Source organism: Pseudomonas sp. CFBP13509 (genome assembly GCF_005233485.1).
GTDB classification, from domain to species: Bacteria; Pseudomonadota; Gammaproteobacteria; order Pseudomonadales; family Pseudomonadaceae; genus Aquipseudomonas; species Aquipseudomonas marginalis.
This window is the reverse complement of the sequence record NZ_QGAA01000008.1, coordinates 88,346-108,260: the sequence shown is the minus strand read 5'-3', so window position 1 is coordinate 108,260 and position 19,915 is coordinate 88,346. Positions and strand designations below refer to the sequence as shown.

Below are 19,915 nucleotides of genomic sequence, written 5' to 3'. Positions count from 1 at the left end.
TTGAGGTAGACCTGCGTCCGGGCAGGTGAGTCCAGTTTGCCCCAGGGGGCATCACCAGATAAAAGAATAAAAAAAGCCATCGAACTGCATTTTTTGCATAACCTTCGGCGCCTTTACCGGCACGCCAAAGCACCGCCTGCGGGCATCGCAGGCGGTGCGGCGCCTGGCTCAGTGGGCGGCCAGTTGCGCCTCGCTGCGTTCCTGTTCGCGCAAGGGGCGCACCAGCCAGGTGACCACTACGGTCAGCACCAGCAGGATCACCGCCAGCGCCCAGAGCACGCCATGGAAGGCACTGTCATAGCCGCCGATAAACAGGCTGTGCACCGCCCCCGCCTGCTCCGCGCCCAGGGTTTGCAGGGACCCGGTGAGATTGCCGGCGGCGACGTCGTCGATCCAGCGTTGCAGGGTCGCCGGGTCGGGCGCCAGGCGGCTCAACGTGCCGCGCAACTGGCTGTCGAGCAAGGTCGCCAGCAGCGAGCCATACAAGGCCACCGCAATCGCTTCACTGCCCAGGCGGAAGGTGTTGAGCAGGCCCGCGGCCATCCCGGCCTTTTGCTCCGGCACGGTCTTGAGCGCCAGGCCATCCACCAGCCCGGCCGACAGGCCCATGCCGATGCCCACCAGCAACAGCGGCACTGCCAGTTGCCACAGCGCCACACCGACCTGGCTGACCAGCGCCAACGCCACCACACCGACCAACAACGCAATTAGGCTGGCCTTGAGAATGCCGATCGCCGACACCCCGCGTGCCGCCCACTTGCCCGCCAGGATCGGGCAAAACAGCATCGGCACCGTCAGCAGCAACATCGCCAGGCCCGCATGGGTCGCGCTCAATTGCAGCACGCCGAACAGGTAGCTCGGCAGGTACGTGAGCAAGGTCACAAAGCCGAACGACGCCGCCACGGTGACCAGCGCCAGGCCGACAAAGGGCCCGCGCGCCAGCAGCGACAGGTCGAGCATTGGCTGCAGGTGGCGACGCTCCTGCCAGGTAAACACCGCCAACAGCACCACGGCGACCGCCACCAGGCCGAGTACACCGCGGCTGCTCCAGCCCCATTGCGAGCCCTGCACAATCGCCACCATCAGCGCCAACAATGCCAGCACAAACAGCGTCGCACCCGGCACATCGAAGCGCGCGGTGTGTTCAGCCAGCACGCCATCGCGGGTAATCAACGGGCTGCCCAGCAGCACGATCACCAGGGTCACCCCATGGGCCCAGAAAATCGCGCGCCAGCCGACGCTGTCCAGCAGCAGACCGGACAAGGTCGGGCCCAGGCTCACGCCCAGCCCGGCAACGGTGCCGAACAGGGCAAACGCGCGCAGCCGCGCCGGGCCGCTGAAGTGGGTGGACAAAATCGCGATGCCGCAGGAAAAGATCGCCGCCGCCCCGATGCCCGCCAGCCCCCGCGCCGCATCCAGCAGCCAGGCACTCTCGGCCACGGCGGACAGCACCGAGGCCACCACGTACAGCGAAGCGCCGGCGACAAAACAGCGTTTGCGCCCGAGCCGATCCGCCAGCGCGCCCCACGCCAGGGTGAAGCAGGCAAACGCCAGGTTGAACGCATTGACCACCCATTGCAGGCTGGTCAACGGCGCCTGGATGTCGGCGCCGATGGCCGGCAACGCGAGCGCCGTACCCGAGATGGAACTGGGCACGACGAAGATCGCCAGCAGGATGATGGTCAGTAGAGCCGTATCGGCAAAGGTCGTTTTCATGGGTCCTTCCAAGGTCAGGTTGAAGTGAAGCCGTGCACCGGCAAGCGGGCAGGACGGCGCAGGATGATGCCGTCGACCCAGGGCACCTGGTCCGCCGGCACCGCCAGGCGCAGGTTCGGGAAGCGCTGCACGAGGATCTGCAACACCGTGGTGATTTCCAGGCGCGCCAGGGCGGCACCCATGCAGTTGTGCATGCCGTAGCCGAACTGCAAATGCCGCGCACCCTTGCGGTCCAGGCGGATCGCCAGGGGCTCGGGGAACGCCGCCGGATCACGGTTGGCGGCAAACGCATCGGCGTAAATGATGCTGCCCGCGGGAATCAGCCCCCACGGCCCTTCCAGGTCGACGCTGGCCAGGCGCGGGAAGGTCGAGATGGTGCCCAGGGGAATCAGGCGCAGCAGTTCTTCGACCGCCTCCGGGATCAGCGCCGGATCGTCGACCAATTGTTGCCACAGCTCAGGGGCCGCCAACAGGGTGTACACCGATTTGGTCAGCACCGTGAGGATGTTCTGGTCGCCGCCGATCAATACCCCCAGGAGGATGCCCACCAGCTCCTTGTCGTTGAGCGGCGGCTCGCTGTCGGCACGGGTCGCGACGAAGCGCTGGATCAGCCCATCGGGATCGGTGGGCCGCGTACCGGTGACCAGGTCCGTCAGGTAGTTGTACACGCCCCAGAACTGGTTCAGCAGTTCCGGCACATCGGCGTCCGACGCCACCTGCACGGTATGGCTGAGGGGCCGGTAATACTCACGGTCACTCAAGGGGATGCCGAGCAACTGGCAATCCACGGTGGCGGGGATGTGGTCAAGCACCTGGGCAAACAGATCGGCACCGGGCGCCTGGCGCTGCAATACATCGAGGCGTTCATGGGTGGCGTGTTCCACCTTGTCGCGCAGCAACGCCACGCCACTGGGGCTGAAGTCCCGGGCCACCACCTTGCGCAGGCGACCATGGTCGGGGATGTCATTGTTGAGCAGCAGTTCAGGCGGCGTGATGGTCGGCAAAAAGCTCGCGCCGTCTTCTTCGTTGCACGGCGCGCGTATCGCGCGGTTATCCAGCAGCAACGCCTGCACGTGTTCGTAACGGGTCAGGTGAAAGGCCAGGTGGCCGCTGGGCAGCAGAATCCTCGGCAGGCCATTGGCGGGGCTGGCGGGTTGATAGGCCGGCGGTGCATCCAACTGCGGGATGCGTGCCACGGTGACCTCGGGTCTGGCGATCACGGCGATATTCATCAGGCAGGCTCCACGGCAGGTTGCAACAGGCTGACAGCGGTGAGGCGCTGCAGCTGGGCGAGCGCCTGGTGGTTGTCGATGAAGTGCAGCACTTGCCAGCCAAGCGCGGCGGCGGCGTCGATGTTTTCCGCGACGTCGTCGATCAACAGGCTGTGCTGCGGCGCGACGCCCGAGCGCGCGGTCGCCACCTGGAAGAACGCCGGCTCCGGCTTGCGGCTGCGCTCCTGGCTGGAATCGACGATCAGGTCCACCACCTCATCCAGGCCCACCATCGCCCGCCAATGCCGCTCCCACTCCACCACGTTGTTGGTGAGGATGCCGACGCGAAAACCGGCACGCTTGAGTGCGCGCACGGCGGCCACCAGCGGCGCATTGGCCGGCACCCCGGCGAACCATTGCGCGCCGAAGGTGTGCAGGTGAGCGCGGGATAAATCGACCTGCGGGTCACGGCGACGCAGGGCCTGCGCCAGGCGCTCGCCCCACTCGCGCTCGGTGAGCAAGGCACTCTCCACCGGCGCGAGCATGGGCACGCCCAACTCATCGGCCACATCGCCCATGGCCTGTTGCAGCACGTGTGGAGCCAGGCCGGTCTTGACCTGGTATTGCTCGAACAGCGCCGGAATCGGCGGCGACAGCACGCCACCGAAATCGAACCAGATAAATTGCAGGTCGCTCATCGCACACCTCCCGCCACCAGGGCCAAGGGTTGGCTGGCGACCAGCGGCAGCAACTCCAGCTCAGCGGTGGCAATCACCGCGCCGCCCTGCTCGACCTCCAGCGCCAGGGTGATGCGACCGTGTTCGTCGCGGGCCAGGGAGGTCAGGTCCGCACGGACCTGGGTTGGCAAACCAAACTCACCGAAGCGGGTGAACACCACATGGCAGCGGGATAACAGCAACTGCTCGGGGCCCACCTGCAACTGCCGGTCCGCCGCCACCAGCGCCACTTGGCGGAAGCCTTCGAGCAACAGCATGCCGGGGATATGGTCGAGGGGGTGGTCGAAGATCGCCGGATTGTTCAGATCGACGATCAGCGGCGCCACCAGCGTCGCGGCGCCCTGCTCCAGTTCACGGCCGAGCACCACATTGTTCAGCCAGTGACGCCCTACGGCGGATGGACTCAAGGGTGGCGGCAACTGTGCCAATGGGTCGGCGTTGGCGGGAATCGCCGCCAGGCCACGGGCACGCATCTTGTTCCAGGCCGCGCCGCTCATCCAGCGAATGCTCATGCGTTCGTGGCGTGCAGCCACTTCGCCATTGATGCTCAGGGACATGTTCAGGGTCACGCCACTGCGCTCGCCGTGGCGCAGGTATTCATCCACCACGTAGACATCGATCTCGGCGGATGCCGGACGATCCCCCACCACCAATAAACTCCGGTCGGTCACGCGGGTCACACTGTCCAGGTAGATAAACTTGTCCTGGGCGCTGACGTCGAGGAACGCATGGGAGATATAAATTGACGCCTGGCGGAATACTTCCAGCAATAACAGCATGTCGTAGTGTGCGGCGCGGTGGGTATGTTCACTGAAGTAACTGTGGGTACGCGGTAGTTGGGCGCTGCAGCGAAAGTGTCCTTCCTTTACCAGTTCCGCGCCGGTCAGGAACACTTCGCTGACGGCGGCACGGTGCACCATGCTGCGCGGCACGGTGTTTTCGCAACGAATAGCCAGGGCTTCAGACATAGCAATCTCCTCCTTTGATTACCGCGAGAAGGCTAAGCTGAAACGTTTTTTCTCCACAACTGACCGAACGGCTAGGTCGTTGGACATGAACCTGTAGAACTTGCACTTCAGACATGGGTATCTGTCTCCTGATGAGCTTCTCCGTAAGCGTGCAGACCGCCGTACACGTTCATCGCGGTGAACGTTGTATGCTTTGCGCGGACAACCCGTTCTGGCTGTCAGTACCCTTGTGCAGATAGTCCCTTATATTTTCACTGCGCACTTAGACCCATTTGATCGAAGCTTATAAGCGCAACTAAATCATCTAGACACCCAACTAATCGTTCTAACTTAGTAGTGAAAATCCACACGCGAAGTTGCTCAAGGTCGTAAAGAACATCACGACCCGGAGCAGATTCACATGTTGAAAACAGGATTCACCCTGGCGCCTTTGGCGTGTGCATTGGCCATGGGCGGGCTGACGCTGCCAAGCCTGGCGTTGGCGCAAAACGACGCGGCGTCGGTACAACGGGTGATTGACTTCAATATCCCCGCAGGCCCCCTGGATGAGGTGCTGCTGAGCATCTCCCAGCAAAGCGGCCACCCTATCGCCTTCGACCCGCCGCTGGTGGAAGGCCGTGGGAGCCGCGCGATCCAGGGCCGACTGAGCCAGGAACAGGCGCTGGGCATTGCCTTGGGCGGCTCCCCGTTGGGCTTCAGCCAGACGGCCAGCGGTGCGGTATTGATCCATCGACTGGCCGACCCTGCAGCGGCGGCCAACAGCCAACCGCTGGCGCCACGCCTGAAATCCGTGGAGGTGATCGGCACCCGGCGCAGCGACGTCACCGCACTGCAAAGCGCGGCCCCCGTGGATGTGATCAGCAGCGAGCAACTGCAGCGCGCCGGCACCGATAACCTGGCCAAGGCCCTGGAAACCCTGGTGCCGTCGGTGAACTACCCGCAGGTCAACGGCACCGATGGCGTGTCGTCGCAGCGGCCGGTGTCGTTACGTGGGTTGGCCGCCGACCAGGTGCTGGTGCTGGTCAATGGCAAGCGTCGGCATGCCTCGGCGTTCGTCAACACCAAGGCCACCCTGGGGCGTGGCTCACAGGCGGTGGACTTGTCGACGATTCCCGTCAGCGCCGTCGACCATATCGAAGTGCTGCGCGATGGCGCCTCGGCCCAATACGGCTCGGATGCGATTGCCGGGGTGGTCAATATCGTGCTCAAGGAGCAGGACCACGGCGGCGCCGTGCAAAGCACCTTCGGCCAGTACACCAAGGGCGATGGCTTTCGCCGGTCGGTGGGGGGCTGGAGCGGTTTCACCTTGCCCGGCGATGGCTTCCTCACCCTCAGTGGCGAAGGCCTGCGCAGCGAACGCACCTCCACCGGCGGCACCGATGGCCGGCAGTTCTACCCCAGCGGCGACGCCCGTGAAGCGGATGCCGACCGCCATTGGCGCTACGGCTCGCCGGGCCTTGAAGACTGGAACCTGGCGCTGAACAGCGGCCTGTCCCTGAGCGACACGGTCGACCTGTACGGCTTCGCCACCTACCAGGACCGTACCGGCGAATCCCAGGCAACCTTTCGCCGCCCCATCGACCCCAACAACCTGGTGGCCGTGTACCCCAACGGTTTCCTGCCACTGCTCGACGTGCGCTCGCGGGATGCCTCGGTCACCGGCGGCGTGAAGATTCGCGATGAGCAACTTGGCAGCTTTGACCTCAGTGCCAACTACGGGCGCAACCGCATCGACTATCACCTCAGCGATTCGCTCAACGCCAGCCTCGGCGCCGCGAGCCCGACGAGCTTCAATGCCGGGGCGCTGGTCAATGAGCAAACCAACGTCGGCCTGGACCACATCAAGGAACTCAAGGTCGGCTGGGGCGCAGGCCCGCTGGTGTTCTCCAGCGGCCTGGCGTGGCGCAACGAAGCCTATGAAGTGATCGCCGGCGACCTCGCCTCCTGGACCCACGGCAGCGCCCTGCCCGCCCGTGCCGGCGGCGCCCAGGGCTTCCCCGGCACCCAGGACAGCGACGAAGGCCGCTACGCCCGCCATGTGTTCGGCGGCTACCTGGGCCTGGAGCAGCAAGTCACCGACAAACTGCAACTGGGCCTGGCCGGGCGCAGCGAGCACTACGACGATTTCGGCACCACCAGCACCGGCAAGTTCTCCGCGCGCTACGACTTCACCCCGCAGTGGGGCCTGCGCTCGACCCTGAGCAGCGGCTACCGCGCGCCCACCCTGGGGCAGATCGGCACCTCGGCGACCCAGACCGAGTTCAAGGCCGGCGACCCCACCGCCTACCAGGTCGGCACCGTCAGCGTGAACACCCCGGTCGCCCGCGCCTTGGGCGCCAGTGACCTGAAGCCGGAAAAATCCACCAGCCTGTCCCTCGGCGTGGTCTGGCAGCCGCTCGAGCGTGCAAGTGTCAGCCTCGATGCGTACCACATCCGCATCAAGGACCGCATTGCCCTGTCGGAAACCCTCAGCGGCCCCCAGGTCAGCCAGATCCTCGCCAACCAAGGCTATGGCAACTACTCCGGGGTGAGTTTTTTCACCAATGCACTCGACACCAAGACCAGCGGCGTGGACCTCGCCGCCCACTATCGCCTGGACCTGGCCGACGCCAGCCAGTTGACCCTCAACGGCGCCTTCAACTACAGCAAGACCCAGGTCACCGACATCAAGGACAACCCCGGCCCGCTGGCCGGCACCGGCATCACCCTGATCAATCGCGAAGCCCTGAGCTATGTGGAAAGCGCCTCGCCCAACAGCAAGCTGATCCTCGGTGCCGACTGGCGCAAGGGTGCCTGGCAGGCGAGCGTCAACACGATTCGCTACGGCACCTACACCCTCGATTCCAACCTCGGCGAAGCCCGCGACCAGACCTTTTCGGCGCAATGGGTGAGCAACGCCAGCCTGTCCTACGACATCAACCAGGCGCTCACCCTGACCCTGGGCGGCAACAATATTTTCGACAGCTACCCGGACAAGATCGACGTGGCCAACCGCTTTGTCGGCGGGCGCGTGGCCTACCAGAGCATCTCCCCGGCCGGTGCCGAAGGCGCCTTCTACTACGTGAAAGCCGACTACCGCTTCTGACTCAACCAAGGAGTTCCCATGAGCTTTGATCCTGTGCGTTTTACCCAAGTGTTCGAACACGACTTTGCCCTGGCCAAGCAGCTGCTGATCAAGCATCAGGTGTTGTCGAGCAATGAGGCGGGCAATATCAGCCTGCGTATTCCCGGCGAAGCACGGCTGGTGATCGCCTCGCTCAGCGGCGCCGACAGTGGCGTGGCGGCGATTGTCGATTTCGACCTGCAACACAGCCAGGGCAGCCTCACCGACAACCTCAGGGAAGTGGCGGCGCTGCACGTGGCGATCTACCGCGAGCGACCCTCGGTGAATGCGGTGATTCACACGCACTCGCCGTATCTCACCGCCTTCGCGATTGCCGGCCGAGCGTTGCGCCCCCATGCCACGCAGTTGCTGGGGATTCTGGATGAAGACCAGGAGGTGCCGCTGACGGCGTGGGGGCCGCGGTATGCGCCGGAGCCGGTGGTGGCGGCGTTACGCGAACATCCGCGTGCGCCAGCGGCGTTGCTGGCCAATCACGGGCCGTTTGCGTGGTCGGAGCGGGACGTGCTGGCGGCGACGCGGTTGTTGGTGAACCTGGAAGAAGCGGCCTACCTGACCTTCCTGGCGCAGCAGCTCGGTACGCCGCAGCCCTTTCCCAGCGGCGCGGCGCAGCGGTCGCGCCTGGGCTGGAGTGCGACATGAGTGCGCTCACTCGTTGCCCTGATAAAAGTGGAAGGGGCGGTGCGACGATTCGACTTGCCTCCGGCCCTTACGACAGGTCACTTTGGCAGCGGGCGCTGTTGGTTATTTTTGCATTCGGCGCGCTCCACGCCCACGCCGCCCCCCTGCTGGAACGGGCCCAATCCCGTGGCACCCTCAACGTCTGCACCAGCGACGAATTCCCCCCCTTCAAGACCTTCGATGCCCAAGGCAAGCCCGGCGGGTTGATCCTGGACCTGATCGTCGACCTGCAACGCCAGTTGTCTGCCAAGGTCGGCCAGCCGCTCAAGCTGCAACTTGTGCAAGTCAATCCGCTCAACCGCTTGCTGTTTCTCGAACAGGGCCGTTGTGAAGTGCTGGTCACGTCCCTGCTCGACACCCCCGCACGGCGGCGCGAAGTGGATTTCGCCAGCCCCGGTTTCTACAGCTCGGCCGCCACGGTGTTTGCGCCGAAAAGCACCGCCGTGCCGGACTGGCAAAGCCTGCGCGGCAAGACCCTGTGTGCGCCCGCCACCAGTGTGTGGGTGCGCCCGTTTGAAACGCGCTACGGCGTGCAGTTCGCCTCGTTCAACGGCACGGCCGAAGTGCGCAAGGCGGTGGCCGACAGCCGTTGCCTGGGGGCGATGGGTGACGATGCGTTGTACAGCGCCCTGGCGCGCCAGCCGGAATGGGCCGATTACGAGGTCAAGCTGCCGGGCCAGGATCCGGCGCCGTGGGGCATTGCTTTGCGCAAGGGCCAGCCGGCGTTGTTGGCAGCGGTGTCGAGTATTGTCGAAGGCTGGCATGCCCAGGGCGTGATCATCAGCCTGGAACAGCGCTACGGCCTGGCGCCGAATGCCTGGGTAGCGCAGCAGCATGCGCGGGCCAGCCATGAGTGAGGCCAACCTGCGCCTGTGGCTGGAACAGCATGGCCTGTCGCTGAGCATCCTGTGGGACCCGATGGACCGCCAGCGCTTCCTGCTCGGCCTGGGCCTGACACTGTTGCTGTCGGTGGCGAGTATTGCCCTGTCCCTGGTGATCGGCGTGTGGGGCGCTGCCGGCCTGGGTTCGCGTCGCTTGCTGTGGCGCCGGTTGAGCGCGGGGTACGTCGCGTTGTTTCGCAACACGCCGCTGTTGGTGCAGCTGTTCTTTTTCTACTTCGGCGTCGGCGCCTGGCTGCCGCTGGTGGACGACGGCAGCGTGCGGCTGCTCAACGGCACGCAATGGGCGATCATCGTGATTGCCCTGCACAACGGTGCGTTCCAGGCGCAGAACCTGCGCGCCGGGATCGATGCCGTGCCCCGCGCCACCCTCGACGCGGCCGCCGCCCTCGGCATGCAGGGCGCCACGGTACTGCGCCATATCGTGCTGCCGCTGGCGCTGCGCAACAGCCTGCCGGCCATGGGCAATACGGTGGTGCAAACCATCAAGTCGACCTCGATTGCCTACGCGATTGCGGTGCCGGAATTGCTCTATGCGAGCAATCGGATCTGGTCCGACAACTTCAACGTCGCCGAGATGATGCAGGTGCTGTTGCTGGTCTGGTTGCTGCTGATCGGCGCCAGCAGTTGGCTGCTGCGCCGCCTGGAACATCACCTGCGCCTGCCTGGCCAGGAGTTGCCCGATGCTGCCTGAACCCTCCTGGCCCGTGCTGTTGTGGCAGTGGGCGCCGGCGCTGCTGCAAGGCTTCGGCCTGAATATCCTCATGGGCGTCACCGCGATGCTGGTGGCCACGCTGGCCGGTGTCGTGCTCGGCAGCCTGCAGGTCAGCGCCCGGCCGCGCCTGCGTCGTGGTGCCGGGCATCTGAGCCGCCTGCTGCGCAACCTGCCGTGGCTGGTGGTGATGTTCTACGTGGCCTACCTGTTGCCCTATGAAGTGCATTGGGCCGGGCGCTGGTGGCAATTGCCGGATTGGCTCAAGGTCGCGCTGGGCCTGGCCCTGCCCGCTGTCGGCTATGTCTCGGAGATCGTGCGCGGCGCCGTACGCGCGGTGCCGATGGGGCAATGGGAAGCCGCCCGGGCCCTGGGCATGCATCACGGCCAGGCGCTGCGCCACGTGATCATCCCGCAGACCCTGCCCAGCCTGGTGGCGCCGTGGATGAACCTGTATTGCGCGGTGACCATGTCCACCTCCCTGGCCAATCTGCTGGGGGTGGAAGAGCTGATGACCACCGTGCAATCGCACCTGTCCACCCAACTGCGCAACGACCTGCTGCTGCCCGCCTACGGCTTGGTGTTCATCGCCTTCTTTGTCTACATCTACCCCCTCTCCTGCCTGGCCAAACGGCTGGAGCGCACATGAGCACTGACCCCATGCATGACGATACCCTGCTGACCCGGTTGGGACGCGACCCCGCCAGCCACGAAGGCAGCGTCAACACCCCGGTGTATCGCAGCTCGACCTTTATCTGGCCCGACACCGGCACCCTCGAAAACCACCTGCAACAGGCCGCCGACCCGCACTATCGCGGGCATATCTACGGCCGTAACGGCAACCCCACCACCGCCGCGTTCGAAGACGCCGTGGCGCAGCTGGAAGGCGGCTTTCGCGGGCTGATCATGCCCAGCGGCCTAGCGGCGATTGTCGGCGCGGTGCTGGCAGTGGCGCGGGCCGGCGACCATATCCTGGTGACCGACAATTGCTATTGGCATGCGCGCCAGGTGTTCGACCAGATCCTGCCGCGCTATGGCATTGAGGCCACGTACTTCGCGCCGATGCTCGGTGCCGACATCGCCGGCTTGCTGCGCCCGAATACGCGCCTGGTGTACGCCGAAGCACCCGGTTCCAGCACCTTCGAGGTCCAGGACATTCCCGCCCTGGCCAGTGCCGCCCATGCCCACGGCGCATTGCTGATGCTCGACAACACCTGGGCCACGCCGCTGTTCTTCAAGGCGTTCGCCCACGGCGTGGACATCTCGATTCATGCCGCCACCAAGTACCTGGTGGGTCATAGCGACGCGATGCTCGGCGTGATCGTCACCACCCAGACCCTGTATTCGACGGTGCGCGAGACCGTCCGCCAACTGGGCTATATCGCCAGCGGCGACGACGCCTACCTGGGCCTGCGTGGCCTGCGCACCCTGGGTGTACGCCTGCGCCAGCACCAGCGCTCGGCGCTCACCGTCGCGCAGTGGCTGCAACAGCGTCCCGAAGTGGCCCAGGTGCTGCACCCGGCGCTGCAGGGGGCCATCGGGCACGACTTGTTCAAGCGCGATTTCCTCGGCTCCACCGGGCTGTTCGGCGTGGTCCTCAAGCCGCATTTCGAGCCCCAAACCAACGCCTTCCTGGAAAGCCTGCAGTTGTTCGCCATGGGCGCCAGCTGGGGCGGTTTCGAGAGTCTGATTCGCCAACAGCAGCGCCACCCTTCAGCACTGATTGAACCAGGCGTGTTGCTGCGCCTGCACGTAGGCCTTGAAGCCGTCGAGGACCTGCTCGCCGACCTGCAACAAGGCCTCGAACGCCTGAGCACCACCCCCCATTCCCCAAGGAGTCTGCCATGAGCCAAGCACTGCCCACCCATTACAGCATTTGCCCGCTGCTGGTCGCGTCCAATATTGCCGTTGAACTCGGTTGGCTGGACGAGGAATACCAACGCGTCGGCGCCGACGCGATCTACCTGCGCTCACTGCCCGACAACCTCGGTTGGCTGCCGCACTTCACCCATGGCGAAGCGCGCTTGATTCGCGACGGCGGCGCAGTGCCGGCCTTGTGGGCGCGCGCCGACCAGGCCGATACGTTGCTGGTGGCCAGCACCGCCACCCAACGCGCCGGGCAGATCCTGGTGCGTGCCGAGGGGCGTATCCGCCAGGTCGCCGACCTGTTCGGCAAGCGCATCGGCGTACCGGTGAGCCGCAACAAGGCGCGGGTCGATGTGCTCAAGGCGCTGGCCGAACATGGCCTGTTCAATGCCCTGCAACTGGCCGGGCTGGAGCCGTCGCAAGTGCGCCTGATCGAGCTGGAGGATGAAGGTGATCCGCAGACCTTGCTGCCGGCGGTGCGGCCTTCGGCGTTCTGGTCGCAACTGCATGGGCTGCATGGCCAACCCGGGCATGAGGTGCAGGCCCTGGCCGAAGGCCGTGTGGACGCGCTGCATGTCGCCGCCGGGCATGTGCCGGCGCTGCTCGCCAGCGGTGAATTCACGGTAATCGAAGACCTGGAACGCTACCCGGACTGGACCCTGAAAAACCACAACGGCCCCTACGCCACCACCGTCAACCGCGCCTTTGCCGAAGAGCATCCCCAGGTGTTGGTGGCGTTCCTGCGCGCCGCGATCCGCGCCGGGCGCTGGATCAACCAGCACCGCGATGCCGCCGCCGAGCTGTTCACCCGCGTGACCTTCCTGCCGGACGCCGGGTTTATCCGCCGCGCCATTGCCGAGCTGGATTTTGTGCCGAACCTGGCGCCGCAGAACCTGGCGGCCCTGGAACTGAAGAAGGACTTCCTGGTGCAACGCGGCTTCCTGCAGAACGACTTCAGCGTGCACGAGTGGGCCCAGCCCGAGTTTCTCGCCCAAGCCCACACCGGGCTTTAACGCCACACCCTTGCCAAGGACAGACAATGATTGCTCAGTACCGCAAGACCCTGCTGGCCAGCCTGTTGGTCGCCGATTCAAGTTGGGCGGCGCAGGCCGCCGATTCCACCGAACCCCGACTGAGCAAAGTCGAGGTGGTCGGTGCCCGCGTGACTGAAGCCAGCGCCGCCATTGGCGAAGACAAGATCAGCAATACCCTGAGCATCTCGCACCAGGCGTTGCTGTCGGCGCCGGCCGGCACTTCGGGGCTGAAAATGCTCGAGGCGCTGCCCGGTTTCAACGTGCAGGTCAACGATGCGCTGGGCCTGTATGAGTTCGGCAACTCGGTATTCGTGCGCGCCTTCAACCTGCAGCAGATCGGCTTTTCCATCGATGGTGTGCCCCTGGGACGTACCGATCAGTTCGGCGGCAGCCCGATCTATCGCTACGTCGACAATGAAAACACCGAGCGGGTCACCGCCTCCACCGGCGCGGGCGACGTGTCGCAATCGGGCTATGCGTCCCTGGGCCCGTATGTGGATTACCAGACCAGCAATCCCACCCTCGAGCCGGGCGCCAGCCTGTCCTACACCCTCGGCAGCGACAGCCTGCGGCGCAGTTTCGTCAAGCTGCAAAGCGGCGAGTACCAGGGCCTGTCGGCGTATTTCAGCCGCTCGAAAATCGACGGCGACCTATGGCGCGGCCCCGGCACCATCGACCGTGAACACCTGGAAGCCAAGGTGCGCTATCGCTTCGGTGAACGTGACGAGGTGTGGCTGCGCGCCGTGCACAACGCGTTCTACGACTACGACTCGCCCTACGTGAGCAGCGCCCAGTACGACGGCAGCGCCAATGACCCGTTCGGTCGCTCGGGCCGTTACTTCGCCTACCTCGGCAGCCTGCCCGACTTACCCGAGAGCGTGCCCGGCGTGCGCTACAGCAACACCAACTACAACCAGTTCTACAAACAGGCGGTGAACCAGCGCCGCGACACCTTGTACAGCCTGGGCGGCCAGTTCGAGATCCGCCCGGACCTGCTCAACTACACCACCCTCTACTACGAGGCCAAGAAAGGCTTTGGCGTGTCCCCGGAGGCCTACGCCACCTCCCTGGCGCTGCACAATGCCGAAAACACGGTGGATGGCCTGTTTGCCCCACGGGGCGTGCAATACGGTTTGTCGTCCCTCAGCGGCCACCGCTTCGGCGGGCGCACCGGGCTGCAATGGGACATCGGCCAGCACCAGATCGACACCGGGGTGTGGGCCGAGACCGATGTGTTCAACCGCCAGCAGGCGCGCTACAACCTCACCGACGGCAGCCCGGCCGGCGAGCCGCTGTTCAATGAGCCGGTGCACCTGCAAGGGGATTTCAGCTCTACGCGCAATTCGTTGCAGTACCACCTCAAGGACACCTGGACCCTGCTCGACGACCGCCTGCGCCTGCAGTTCGGCTTCAAGAGCCTGCACCTCAAGTACCGCATCGAGGGCTATCGCAACGCCGGCGACTACATCAACGACCGCCAGCCGCGCCTGGCCACCCAGTGGAACGACGCCTTCCTGCCCCAGGCCGGGCTGGTCTACAACCTCACCGATGACACCCAGGTATTTGCTTCCTATTCGGAAAACATGGCCCTGCCCCGTGGCGCCGACGACATCTTCCGCGCGGCCAGCCCCAGCGCGCCGCCACCGGAGGCGGAGCGGGCGAAGAACTACGAGGTGGGCTATCGCATCAACCGCCCGACCTTCAACGCGGCCTGGGCGCTGTACCGCACCGACTTCGATAACCGCCTGCAAGCCTTCGCCTCAGCCGTGCCCGGCAGCAGCCAGGTGGAAACGTACTACCAGAACGTCGGCAAGGTGCAGGCCTACGGCACCGAGCTGAGCGGGCAATGGAAACCCCCGGTCCTGGCCGACAAGGTGGTGCTCAACGGCAACCTGACCTACAACACCTCCACGTTCCGGAACGACGCCGGCGGCCTTTCGATCAAAGGCAACGAGGTGCCCGACAGCCCGCGCTGGCTGGCCCAGGCCGGGGTTACCTATGAGCTGGCGCCATGGGCACTGCTGAACTTCTCGGCACGCTATATCGGCGAGCGCTACAGCAACTTCACCAACAGTGAATCGGTGCCCGGCTACACCCTGTACAACGCCTACCTGGATCTGGGGGGCGAGCGCCTGCACTACGGCCCACTGAAGAATGTGAAGTTACGCTTCAATGTCGACAACCTGTTCGATAAGGACTACCTCGGCTACATCCTCACCAGCACCAGCGGCCCCGCCGTGTTCCGACCGGGTTCGCCGCGCACCTTCCAAAGCACCTTGAGCATGGAGTTCTGAACATGAACACGCGCCTGTTGCTGCTCGCCCTGCTGCCACTGTTGGCCCACGCCGACACCGCCGTCAGCCCCGCCACCCTGGCCCTGCACCAACGCCTGCTAGTACTGGACAGCCACCTGGACACGCCGCTGACCCTGACCCGCCCCGGCTGGAACATCCTCGAGCGCCACGACTACCGCCAGGACGGCAGCCAGGTCGACCTGCCGCGCATGCGCGAAGGCGGCCTGGATGGGGGTTTCTTCGCCGTCTACACCCCCCAGGGCCCACGCACCGAGGAAGGCCGCGCCTACGCCAGCGCCTATGGCCTGGCCACCCTCACCCGCATCCGCGATGTGATCGACCGCAACCCCGACAGCTTCGCCCTGGCCCTGACCGCCGCCGACGCCCGGCGTATTGCGGCCCAAGGCAAGCGCGTGGTGTTTATCAGCATGGAAAACGCCGATCCACTCAGCTCCGATCCCGAGTTGCTCAACACCTACTACCGCCAAGGCCTGCGCATGCTCGGCCTGGTGCATTTCATGAACAACGACCTGGCCGACTCGGCCACCGCGCTGCCGGAATGGAAAGGCCTGAGCCCCAAGGGCCGCGACCTGGTGCAACGGGCCAACCGCCTGGGCATCCTGCTCGACGTGTCCCACGCCAGCGACGCGGTGTTCGACCAGATGCTGGCGTTGTCCAGCGCCCCGCTCATCGCCTCCCACTCCAGCAGCCGCGCGGTCAACCCGCACCCGCGCAACCTCGACGACAACCGCGTGCGCCAACTGGCGGCCAAGGGCGGGGTGATCCAGGTCAACGCCTACAGCGACTACCTGATCCCCCTCACGCCCAACCCGGATCGCAACAAAGCCATGGCCGCGCTCGGCGCACGCTTCCACAACCTCGCCGCCCTCAGCCCGGAACAGGTCAAGGCGCTCTATCAGGAACGCGACACCCTCAACCAACGCTTCGCCCAACCCAAAGCCAGCCTCGACGTGTTCATGAAGCACCTGTTGCACCTGCTGGAAGTGGCCGGCCCGGATCACGTCGGCATCGGTGCCGACTGGGACGGCGGCGGTGGCGTAAGCGGGCTGGACGATGTGAGCCAGTTGCCGGTGATTACCCAGCGGTTGCTGGATGCCGGGTATAGCGAGCACCAGGTGGCGAATATCTGGAGTGGGAATTTGTTGCGGGTGTTGCAGGCGGCGCAGGATCAGAAGCGACCATAGTTCAACGCGCGGGTATCCAACCTCTTGGAAAAAGCCGCCTAGGGCGGCTTTTTCCAGCCCCCTTCGTCCTACGACTTGAGAGCAACGTGTGATAACGGTAGATTCGCCTCGCTTACAGAGTCGAAACACACCCTATTTTTCAAGGATGAAGGCGTTCTATGGATCACCAGAAGTTGCTGCTTGAAGTCAAAGACGAATTCATCTGGTTGGTGAAGAATGTCGAAGCCAGCACGGCAATGGGTCTGTTCGACGTCCACAGGATCTCAGAAAAAGTCGTTCTGCCCCTATTCCAAACCATCATGGGCTGGCCGGACCTGCGTAACCTGAACGAAGAGAAAGAGGACTACCCAGCCATCGACCTGGGGGATGAGGTCAAACAGATCGGCATCCAAATATCTGGCACCACCACCCTGACAAAAGTAAAGAACACACTGGCAAAGTTCTTGAACCACGACCTGGACAAAACCTACACACGGGTCATCGTCTATGTGCTGACCAATAAACAGCAAAGCTATTTTCAAAAGGCTATTGATGAAGTGGTGGGAAGCCGGCTGGCATTCAATGCCAAGACGGATATTCTCGACTACACCGACCTGCTGAAAAAGGCTGCCAAGCTAACGCCAGAACCGCTTCTGGTGGTGTGGAAGATACTTAAAAGTTATCGCCATGCTGAAGACCCCGCGCACCGTCCCGTTTGGTTGCTCAGGACTGAAGTCTCCCAAGAGGAAATCCCGCCGTTCACTCCCCGCTGGTTGTTTTTCGCCGAACGTAAGATTCCGCTGCTGGGGCGTGGCGGTGACTTGGACGTACTGGCGGACTTCATGGAAAGCCCGTCGCCATTCAGTTGGTGGACGCTGTGTGGTCCCGCGGGAATTGGCAAGACGCGCTTGGCCCATGAACTTGAGCTCAAGTACAAAGATAACTGGTATTGCGGCTTCACCGACGCGAAAAACCTACCGACCATCGAGCAACTTCAACAATTGCAGCGCCCCACTCTGCTGGTGTTCGATTATGCGGCACGGGACTCTGAAGCGCTCAAGGCATTGTTAAGAATGTGCTGCGCACTGGGCGATAGCCTGAGTTCGAAGTTGCGTGTGTTACTGCTTGAGCGAGAAGCAAATGAAAACGCAGACTGGTGGAAAGAGCTGGTCCTCACTGAAAGCACCACCGCGACATTGATTAGAAACAATCAGTACCAGGCGCCGCGCGAACTGACCGCGCTGAGTGCACAGGCTGGCGAGATATTACGGGCCTGGCTAGAAGCCGGAGCACCAGCGGTCGTGGAGCAACTGCCACCGCCGTCCTCACCGTTCTGGACACAGGTCATGCACGTCAGCGAAGGCCGTCCTTTGTTGATTGCGCTGATTGCAGGGGCGTTCAGCCGAGCGCCAAATGATACTCACGTGCCCGCCTTGCGCGAGTTGCTGCTGCCGGTGCTGCAACGTGAGGCGCAGCGCTGGAAAACCAGATGCAATGACACAGGTCTGTTTCCAAGGCTCGTGCAGTTGCTCGCAGTGTCCACTCTTATTCGCGGCCTGGATATCCTCCAGGAGGATCACCGGGTACTTGTTCGAACCGGCGATGACGGGTCGGACTACCTGCTGGTCAAAGACCCCAAGACCCAGACATATCGGATCCCCACCGTCGAAGACTTGAGACAGCATGAGCACATCTTCGAACTGTTGAGCACACAACAGCAACAACTCTGGGATGACCTTGCGCAGCTGATTCCTGCCACACAGTTAGCGCCGACTACCAAAGCAGCCTTAGAGGTCTGCCCTCCGAGAGGCATCCTGCAGCCCGACCTGATCGGCGAGTTCTTTATCGATGAATTGTGGCGCCCTCAAATGCAGTTCGCGCCCACTACCGCACTGCCGACTCTAACCGACGCCTCGCTTGAGGCTATCTTGAGTTCGGCATGGACTCTCCACCCTTACAACCTGCTCGAAACCCTGGATGCGTTGAAAAAAACCACGATCTGCCTCCCAGGATATCTGCGTCTACTCGACATGCTGACGGCGGTCGCCTGTAAGGTGCCGACAACTCGCAAGTTTGCGCTGAGCCTGCTCGCACGGCTGCTTTATAACGCGATGATCAAACTCGGCACGCAAAAACCGTCTGCGGCGCAAATCAATCGTACTTGCGAGCTATTATCCAGGCTGGCACAACACTTCCCCGCCGATCGAGAAGTGGCGTACCGGCAGCTCAAAGCGCTTATGCACCTGATCGTTGACCCAGTCAAGAAACAAGTCGACGTAGCGCGTGCGCGCGCAGTCAATCTGGAAGCCAGGCAGTTCGTCACCGAAGTCATAGAACATCCAGACGACAAGTTTGAGCTCTTCTGGGCGGACGCTATTGTGAACGTTGCCATGGCAGCTATACAAAACCACCATGAAGAGATGCTGGCTGAGGCGCTGGGTTCTGCCCAAATCCTCCAAACGAATTTTGGCGCTTCCTCTGAGCTGAACACACTCCTGGCGCGTCTTTACAAAGAAGTCGCCAAGTACCTTAGTGAGCCCTTGGGCGATACTTACTCGCTAAGTAGCCAACTGATCCCGCTGGCCAAACGCTGCCTTCCTTTGCTGGCACCACAGGTGGGACAGGGCATTGAACAAGGAAACCTGGACCAACCTTTCCATGTCAGTTCAACTTGGGCATTGGTCAATATCATGTACGCATACGCGAAACTAAAAACGCCAGCAAAGGTACTCGAACTGCATCCTGGAATAGAACGCTACGTCGCACGGGTCAGCGACCCGGCAGTCGCAATCGCCATGGAGGCCAAAGCGGTATTCAACGCGCAGACTGCGCGACTGCTTGAAAATGACCTACGAAGCGCTTTAGCCCTGGCGAGTCAAATCCAAGTGGTATTCAACGTGTCTTATTCGAATGAAGCAGGCCAGGCGCACTTGTCACTATGGGGACGAAGCCTCAGCCTCACGCTGGCAGCACGCGACTGCGAGGGTTTTCTCGGCAACTGCGAAAAAATTTTCACTCTCTGTCCGCTACTCAGTGACGATGACGGCGTGGTGTGGATGCTTGCCCAAAACCTGCAGCTAATTCGTGAAGGTATAGCTGTACTGTCTATCGAGCAAATTTGCCTTGCAAAATTTACCCGGCATTTATCGGCCTTTGGCAGCCAAACAGGACGTTGCACGGACCTCTTTTTTGCGAACACCTTGACCCTCGCCTGTAAAGATTTCAACAACAAGAAAGACGATCTCCGAAATCTTGAGCAATTGTTCCTATTCGTCAAAAAACGGCTTGAGTTCGACGAGCTGTCCGAGTGTCTGTACGCTGCATTGTTTGATTACTGGATATCCAAGGGCAAACCCGCATCAATTGCGTTGTTTGGGTGTTGTGAAATCTCCAGCGGTGCCGACAGCAACCTTCGTATACGCATCACGGCTGATGATCTGTCAGTGCTGAGTGACAAGACAATGAAGTTCATCTCGCTAGCAAATCCATAAC

General features: G+C 63.2%; 14 protein-coding genes. 10 read left to right on the top strand and 4 right to left on the bottom strand.

Annotated features, from left to right (window positions below; all coding sequences use genetic code 11):
- Positions 1-168 precede the first annotated feature (168 nt).
- Genes PspCFBP13509_RS15175 through PspCFBP13509_RS15160 form a run of 4 tightly spaced genes read right to left on the bottom strand, consistent with a single transcriptional unit; the run spans position 169 to position 4,632 of the window.
- Positions 169-1,716 carry an MFS transporter gene (locus tag PspCFBP13509_RS15175; RefSeq protein WP_065946933.1) on the bottom strand — a complete coding sequence of 516 codons (1,548 nt, stop codon included), beginning with the start codon at positions 1,714-1,716 and terminating at the stop codon, positions 169-171.
- Between the two features lie 14 nt (positions 1,717-1,730).
- Positions 1,731-2,948, bottom strand: a complete 1,218-nt coding sequence (locus tag PspCFBP13509_RS15170) for a cytochrome P450 (protein WP_137212270.1) — start codon at positions 2,946-2,948, stop codon at positions 1,731-1,733.
- Positions 2,948-3,625: an HAD family hydrolase gene (locus tag PspCFBP13509_RS15165; RefSeq protein ID WP_065946932.1), complete on the bottom strand. Its 678-nt coding sequence runs from the start codon at positions 3,623-3,625 to the stop codon at positions 2,948-2,950. The genes PspCFBP13509_RS15170 and PspCFBP13509_RS15165 overlap by 1 nt, the downstream gene beginning before the upstream one ends.
- On the bottom strand, positions 3,622-4,632 hold the full coding sequence (locus tag PspCFBP13509_RS15160) for a ScbA/BarX family gamma-butyrolactone biosynthesis protein (RefSeq protein WP_027606696.1): 1,011 nt from the start codon (positions 4,630-4,632) through the stop codon (positions 3,622-3,624). Before PspCFBP13509_RS15160 ends, PspCFBP13509_RS15165 begins: the two co-directional genes overlap by 4 nt.
- 400 nt (positions 4,633-5,032) lie before the next feature.
- On the opposite strand from PspCFBP13509_RS15160, the gene PspCFBP13509_RS15155 reads away from it, so the two are divergent.
- From PspCFBP13509_RS15155 to PspCFBP13509_RS15110, 10 genes are all read left to right on the top strand, one after another.
- Positions 5,033-7,717, top strand: a complete 2,685-nt coding sequence (locus PspCFBP13509_RS15155) for a TonB-dependent receptor (RefSeq protein WP_137212269.1) — start codon at positions 5,033-5,035, stop codon at positions 7,715-7,717.
- 18 nt (positions 7,718-7,735) lie between these two features.
- Positions 7,736-8,395: a class II aldolase/adducin family protein gene (locus PspCFBP13509_RS15150; RefSeq protein WP_137212268.1), complete on the top strand. Its 660-nt coding sequence runs from the start codon at positions 7,736-7,738 to the stop codon at positions 8,393-8,395.
- Between the two features lie 98 nt (positions 8,396-8,493).
- Positions 8,494-9,291: a transporter substrate-binding domain-containing protein gene (locus tag PspCFBP13509_RS15145; RefSeq protein ID WP_161985729.1), complete on the top strand. Its 798-nt coding sequence runs from the start codon at positions 8,494-8,496 to the stop codon at positions 9,289-9,291.
- Positions 9,284-10,027 carry an amino acid ABC transporter permease gene (locus PspCFBP13509_RS15140; RefSeq protein WP_137212266.1) on the top strand — a complete coding sequence of 248 codons (744 nt, stop codon included), beginning with the start codon at positions 9,284-9,286 and terminating at the stop codon, positions 10,025-10,027. Before PspCFBP13509_RS15145 ends, PspCFBP13509_RS15140 begins: the two co-directional genes overlap by 8 nt.
- The gene (locus tag PspCFBP13509_RS15135; RefSeq protein ID WP_137212265.1) at positions 10,017-10,694 is read left to right on the top strand and encodes an amino acid ABC transporter permease; all 678 of its coding nucleotides are present in this window, start codon (positions 10,017-10,019) and stop codon (positions 10,692-10,694) included. Before PspCFBP13509_RS15140 ends, PspCFBP13509_RS15135 begins: the two co-directional genes overlap by 11 nt.
- Entirely contained in the window at positions 10,691-11,893 is a 1,203-nt protein-coding gene (metC, locus tag PspCFBP13509_RS15130; RefSeq protein ID WP_199275498.1) for a cystathionine beta-lyase, read from the top strand. The genes PspCFBP13509_RS15135 and metC overlap by 4 nt, the downstream gene beginning before the upstream one ends.
- Positions 11,890-12,924, top strand: coding sequence for an ABC transporter substrate-binding protein (locus PspCFBP13509_RS15125; RefSeq protein ID WP_065927397.1), 1,035 nt, complete (start codon positions 11,890-11,892; stop codon positions 12,922-12,924). Before metC ends, PspCFBP13509_RS15125 begins: the two co-directional genes overlap by 4 nt.
- 26 nt (positions 12,925-12,950) lie before the next feature.
- Positions 12,951-15,239 carry a TonB-dependent receptor gene (locus PspCFBP13509_RS15120; RefSeq protein ID WP_137212264.1) on the top strand — a complete coding sequence of 763 codons (2,289 nt, stop codon included), beginning with the start codon at positions 12,951-12,953 and terminating at the stop codon, positions 15,237-15,239.
- A 2-nt stretch (positions 15,240-15,241) separates the two neighbouring features.
- Positions 15,242-16,444 (top strand): dipeptidase, encoded by a 1,203-nt coding sequence (locus PspCFBP13509_RS15115; protein ID WP_074846855.1) that lies wholly within the window; start codon positions 15,242-15,244, stop codon positions 16,442-16,444.
- Positions 16,445-16,602: 158 nt separating this feature from the next.
- Complete coding sequence (locus PspCFBP13509_RS15110) at positions 16,603-19,914, top strand: SMEK domain-containing protein (RefSeq protein ID WP_137212263.1); 3,312 nt, start codon at positions 16,603-16,605, stop codon at positions 19,912-19,914.
- Position 19,915 lies beyond the last annotated feature (1 nt).

Excerpts from the sequence above, each read along its gene's own strand:
- PspCFBP13509_RS15175 (WP_065946933.1), bottom strand. The coding sequence starts at position 1,716 with ATGAAAACGACCTTTGCCGATACGGCTCTACTGACCATCATCCTGCTG.
- PspCFBP13509_RS15170 (WP_137212270.1), bottom strand. The coding sequence starts at position 2,948 with ATGAATATCGCCGTGATCGCCAGACCCGAGGTCACCGTGGCACGCATC.
- PspCFBP13509_RS15165 (WP_065946932.1), bottom strand. The coding sequence starts at position 3,625 with ATGAGCGACCTGCAATTTATCTGGTTCGATTTCGGTGGCGTGCTGTCG.
- PspCFBP13509_RS15160 (WP_027606696.1), bottom strand. The coding sequence starts at position 4,632 with ATGTCTGAAGCCCTGGCTATTCGTTGCGAAAACACCGTGCCGCGCAGC.
- PspCFBP13509_RS15155 (WP_137212269.1), top strand. The coding sequence starts at position 5,033 with ATGTTGAAAACAGGATTCACCCTGGCGCCTTTGGCGTGTGCATTGGCC.
- PspCFBP13509_RS15150 (WP_137212268.1), top strand. The coding sequence starts at position 7,736 with ATGAGCTTTGATCCTGTGCGTTTTACCCAAGTGTTCGAACACGACTTT.
- PspCFBP13509_RS15140 (WP_137212266.1), top strand. The coding sequence starts at position 9,284 with ATGAGTGAGGCCAACCTGCGCCTGTGGCTGGAACAGCATGGCCTGTCG.
- PspCFBP13509_RS15135 (WP_137212265.1), top strand. The coding sequence starts at position 10,017 with ATGCTGCCTGAACCCTCCTGGCCCGTGCTGTTGTGGCAGTGGGCGCCG.
- metC (WP_199275498.1), top strand. The coding sequence starts at position 10,691 with ATGAGCACTGACCCCATGCATGACGATACCCTGCTGACCCGGTTGGGA.
- PspCFBP13509_RS15125 (WP_065927397.1), top strand. The coding sequence starts at position 11,890 with ATGAGCCAAGCACTGCCCACCCATTACAGCATTTGCCCGCTGCTGGTC.
- PspCFBP13509_RS15120 (WP_137212264.1), top strand. The coding sequence starts at position 12,951 with ATGATTGCTCAGTACCGCAAGACCCTGCTGGCCAGCCTGTTGGTCGCC.
- PspCFBP13509_RS15115 (WP_074846855.1), top strand. The coding sequence starts at position 15,242 with ATGAACACGCGCCTGTTGCTGCTCGCCCTGCTGCCACTGTTGGCCCAC.
- PspCFBP13509_RS15110 (WP_137212263.1), top strand. The coding sequence starts at position 16,603 with ATGGATCACCAGAAGTTGCTGCTTGAAGTCAAAGACGAATTCATCTGG.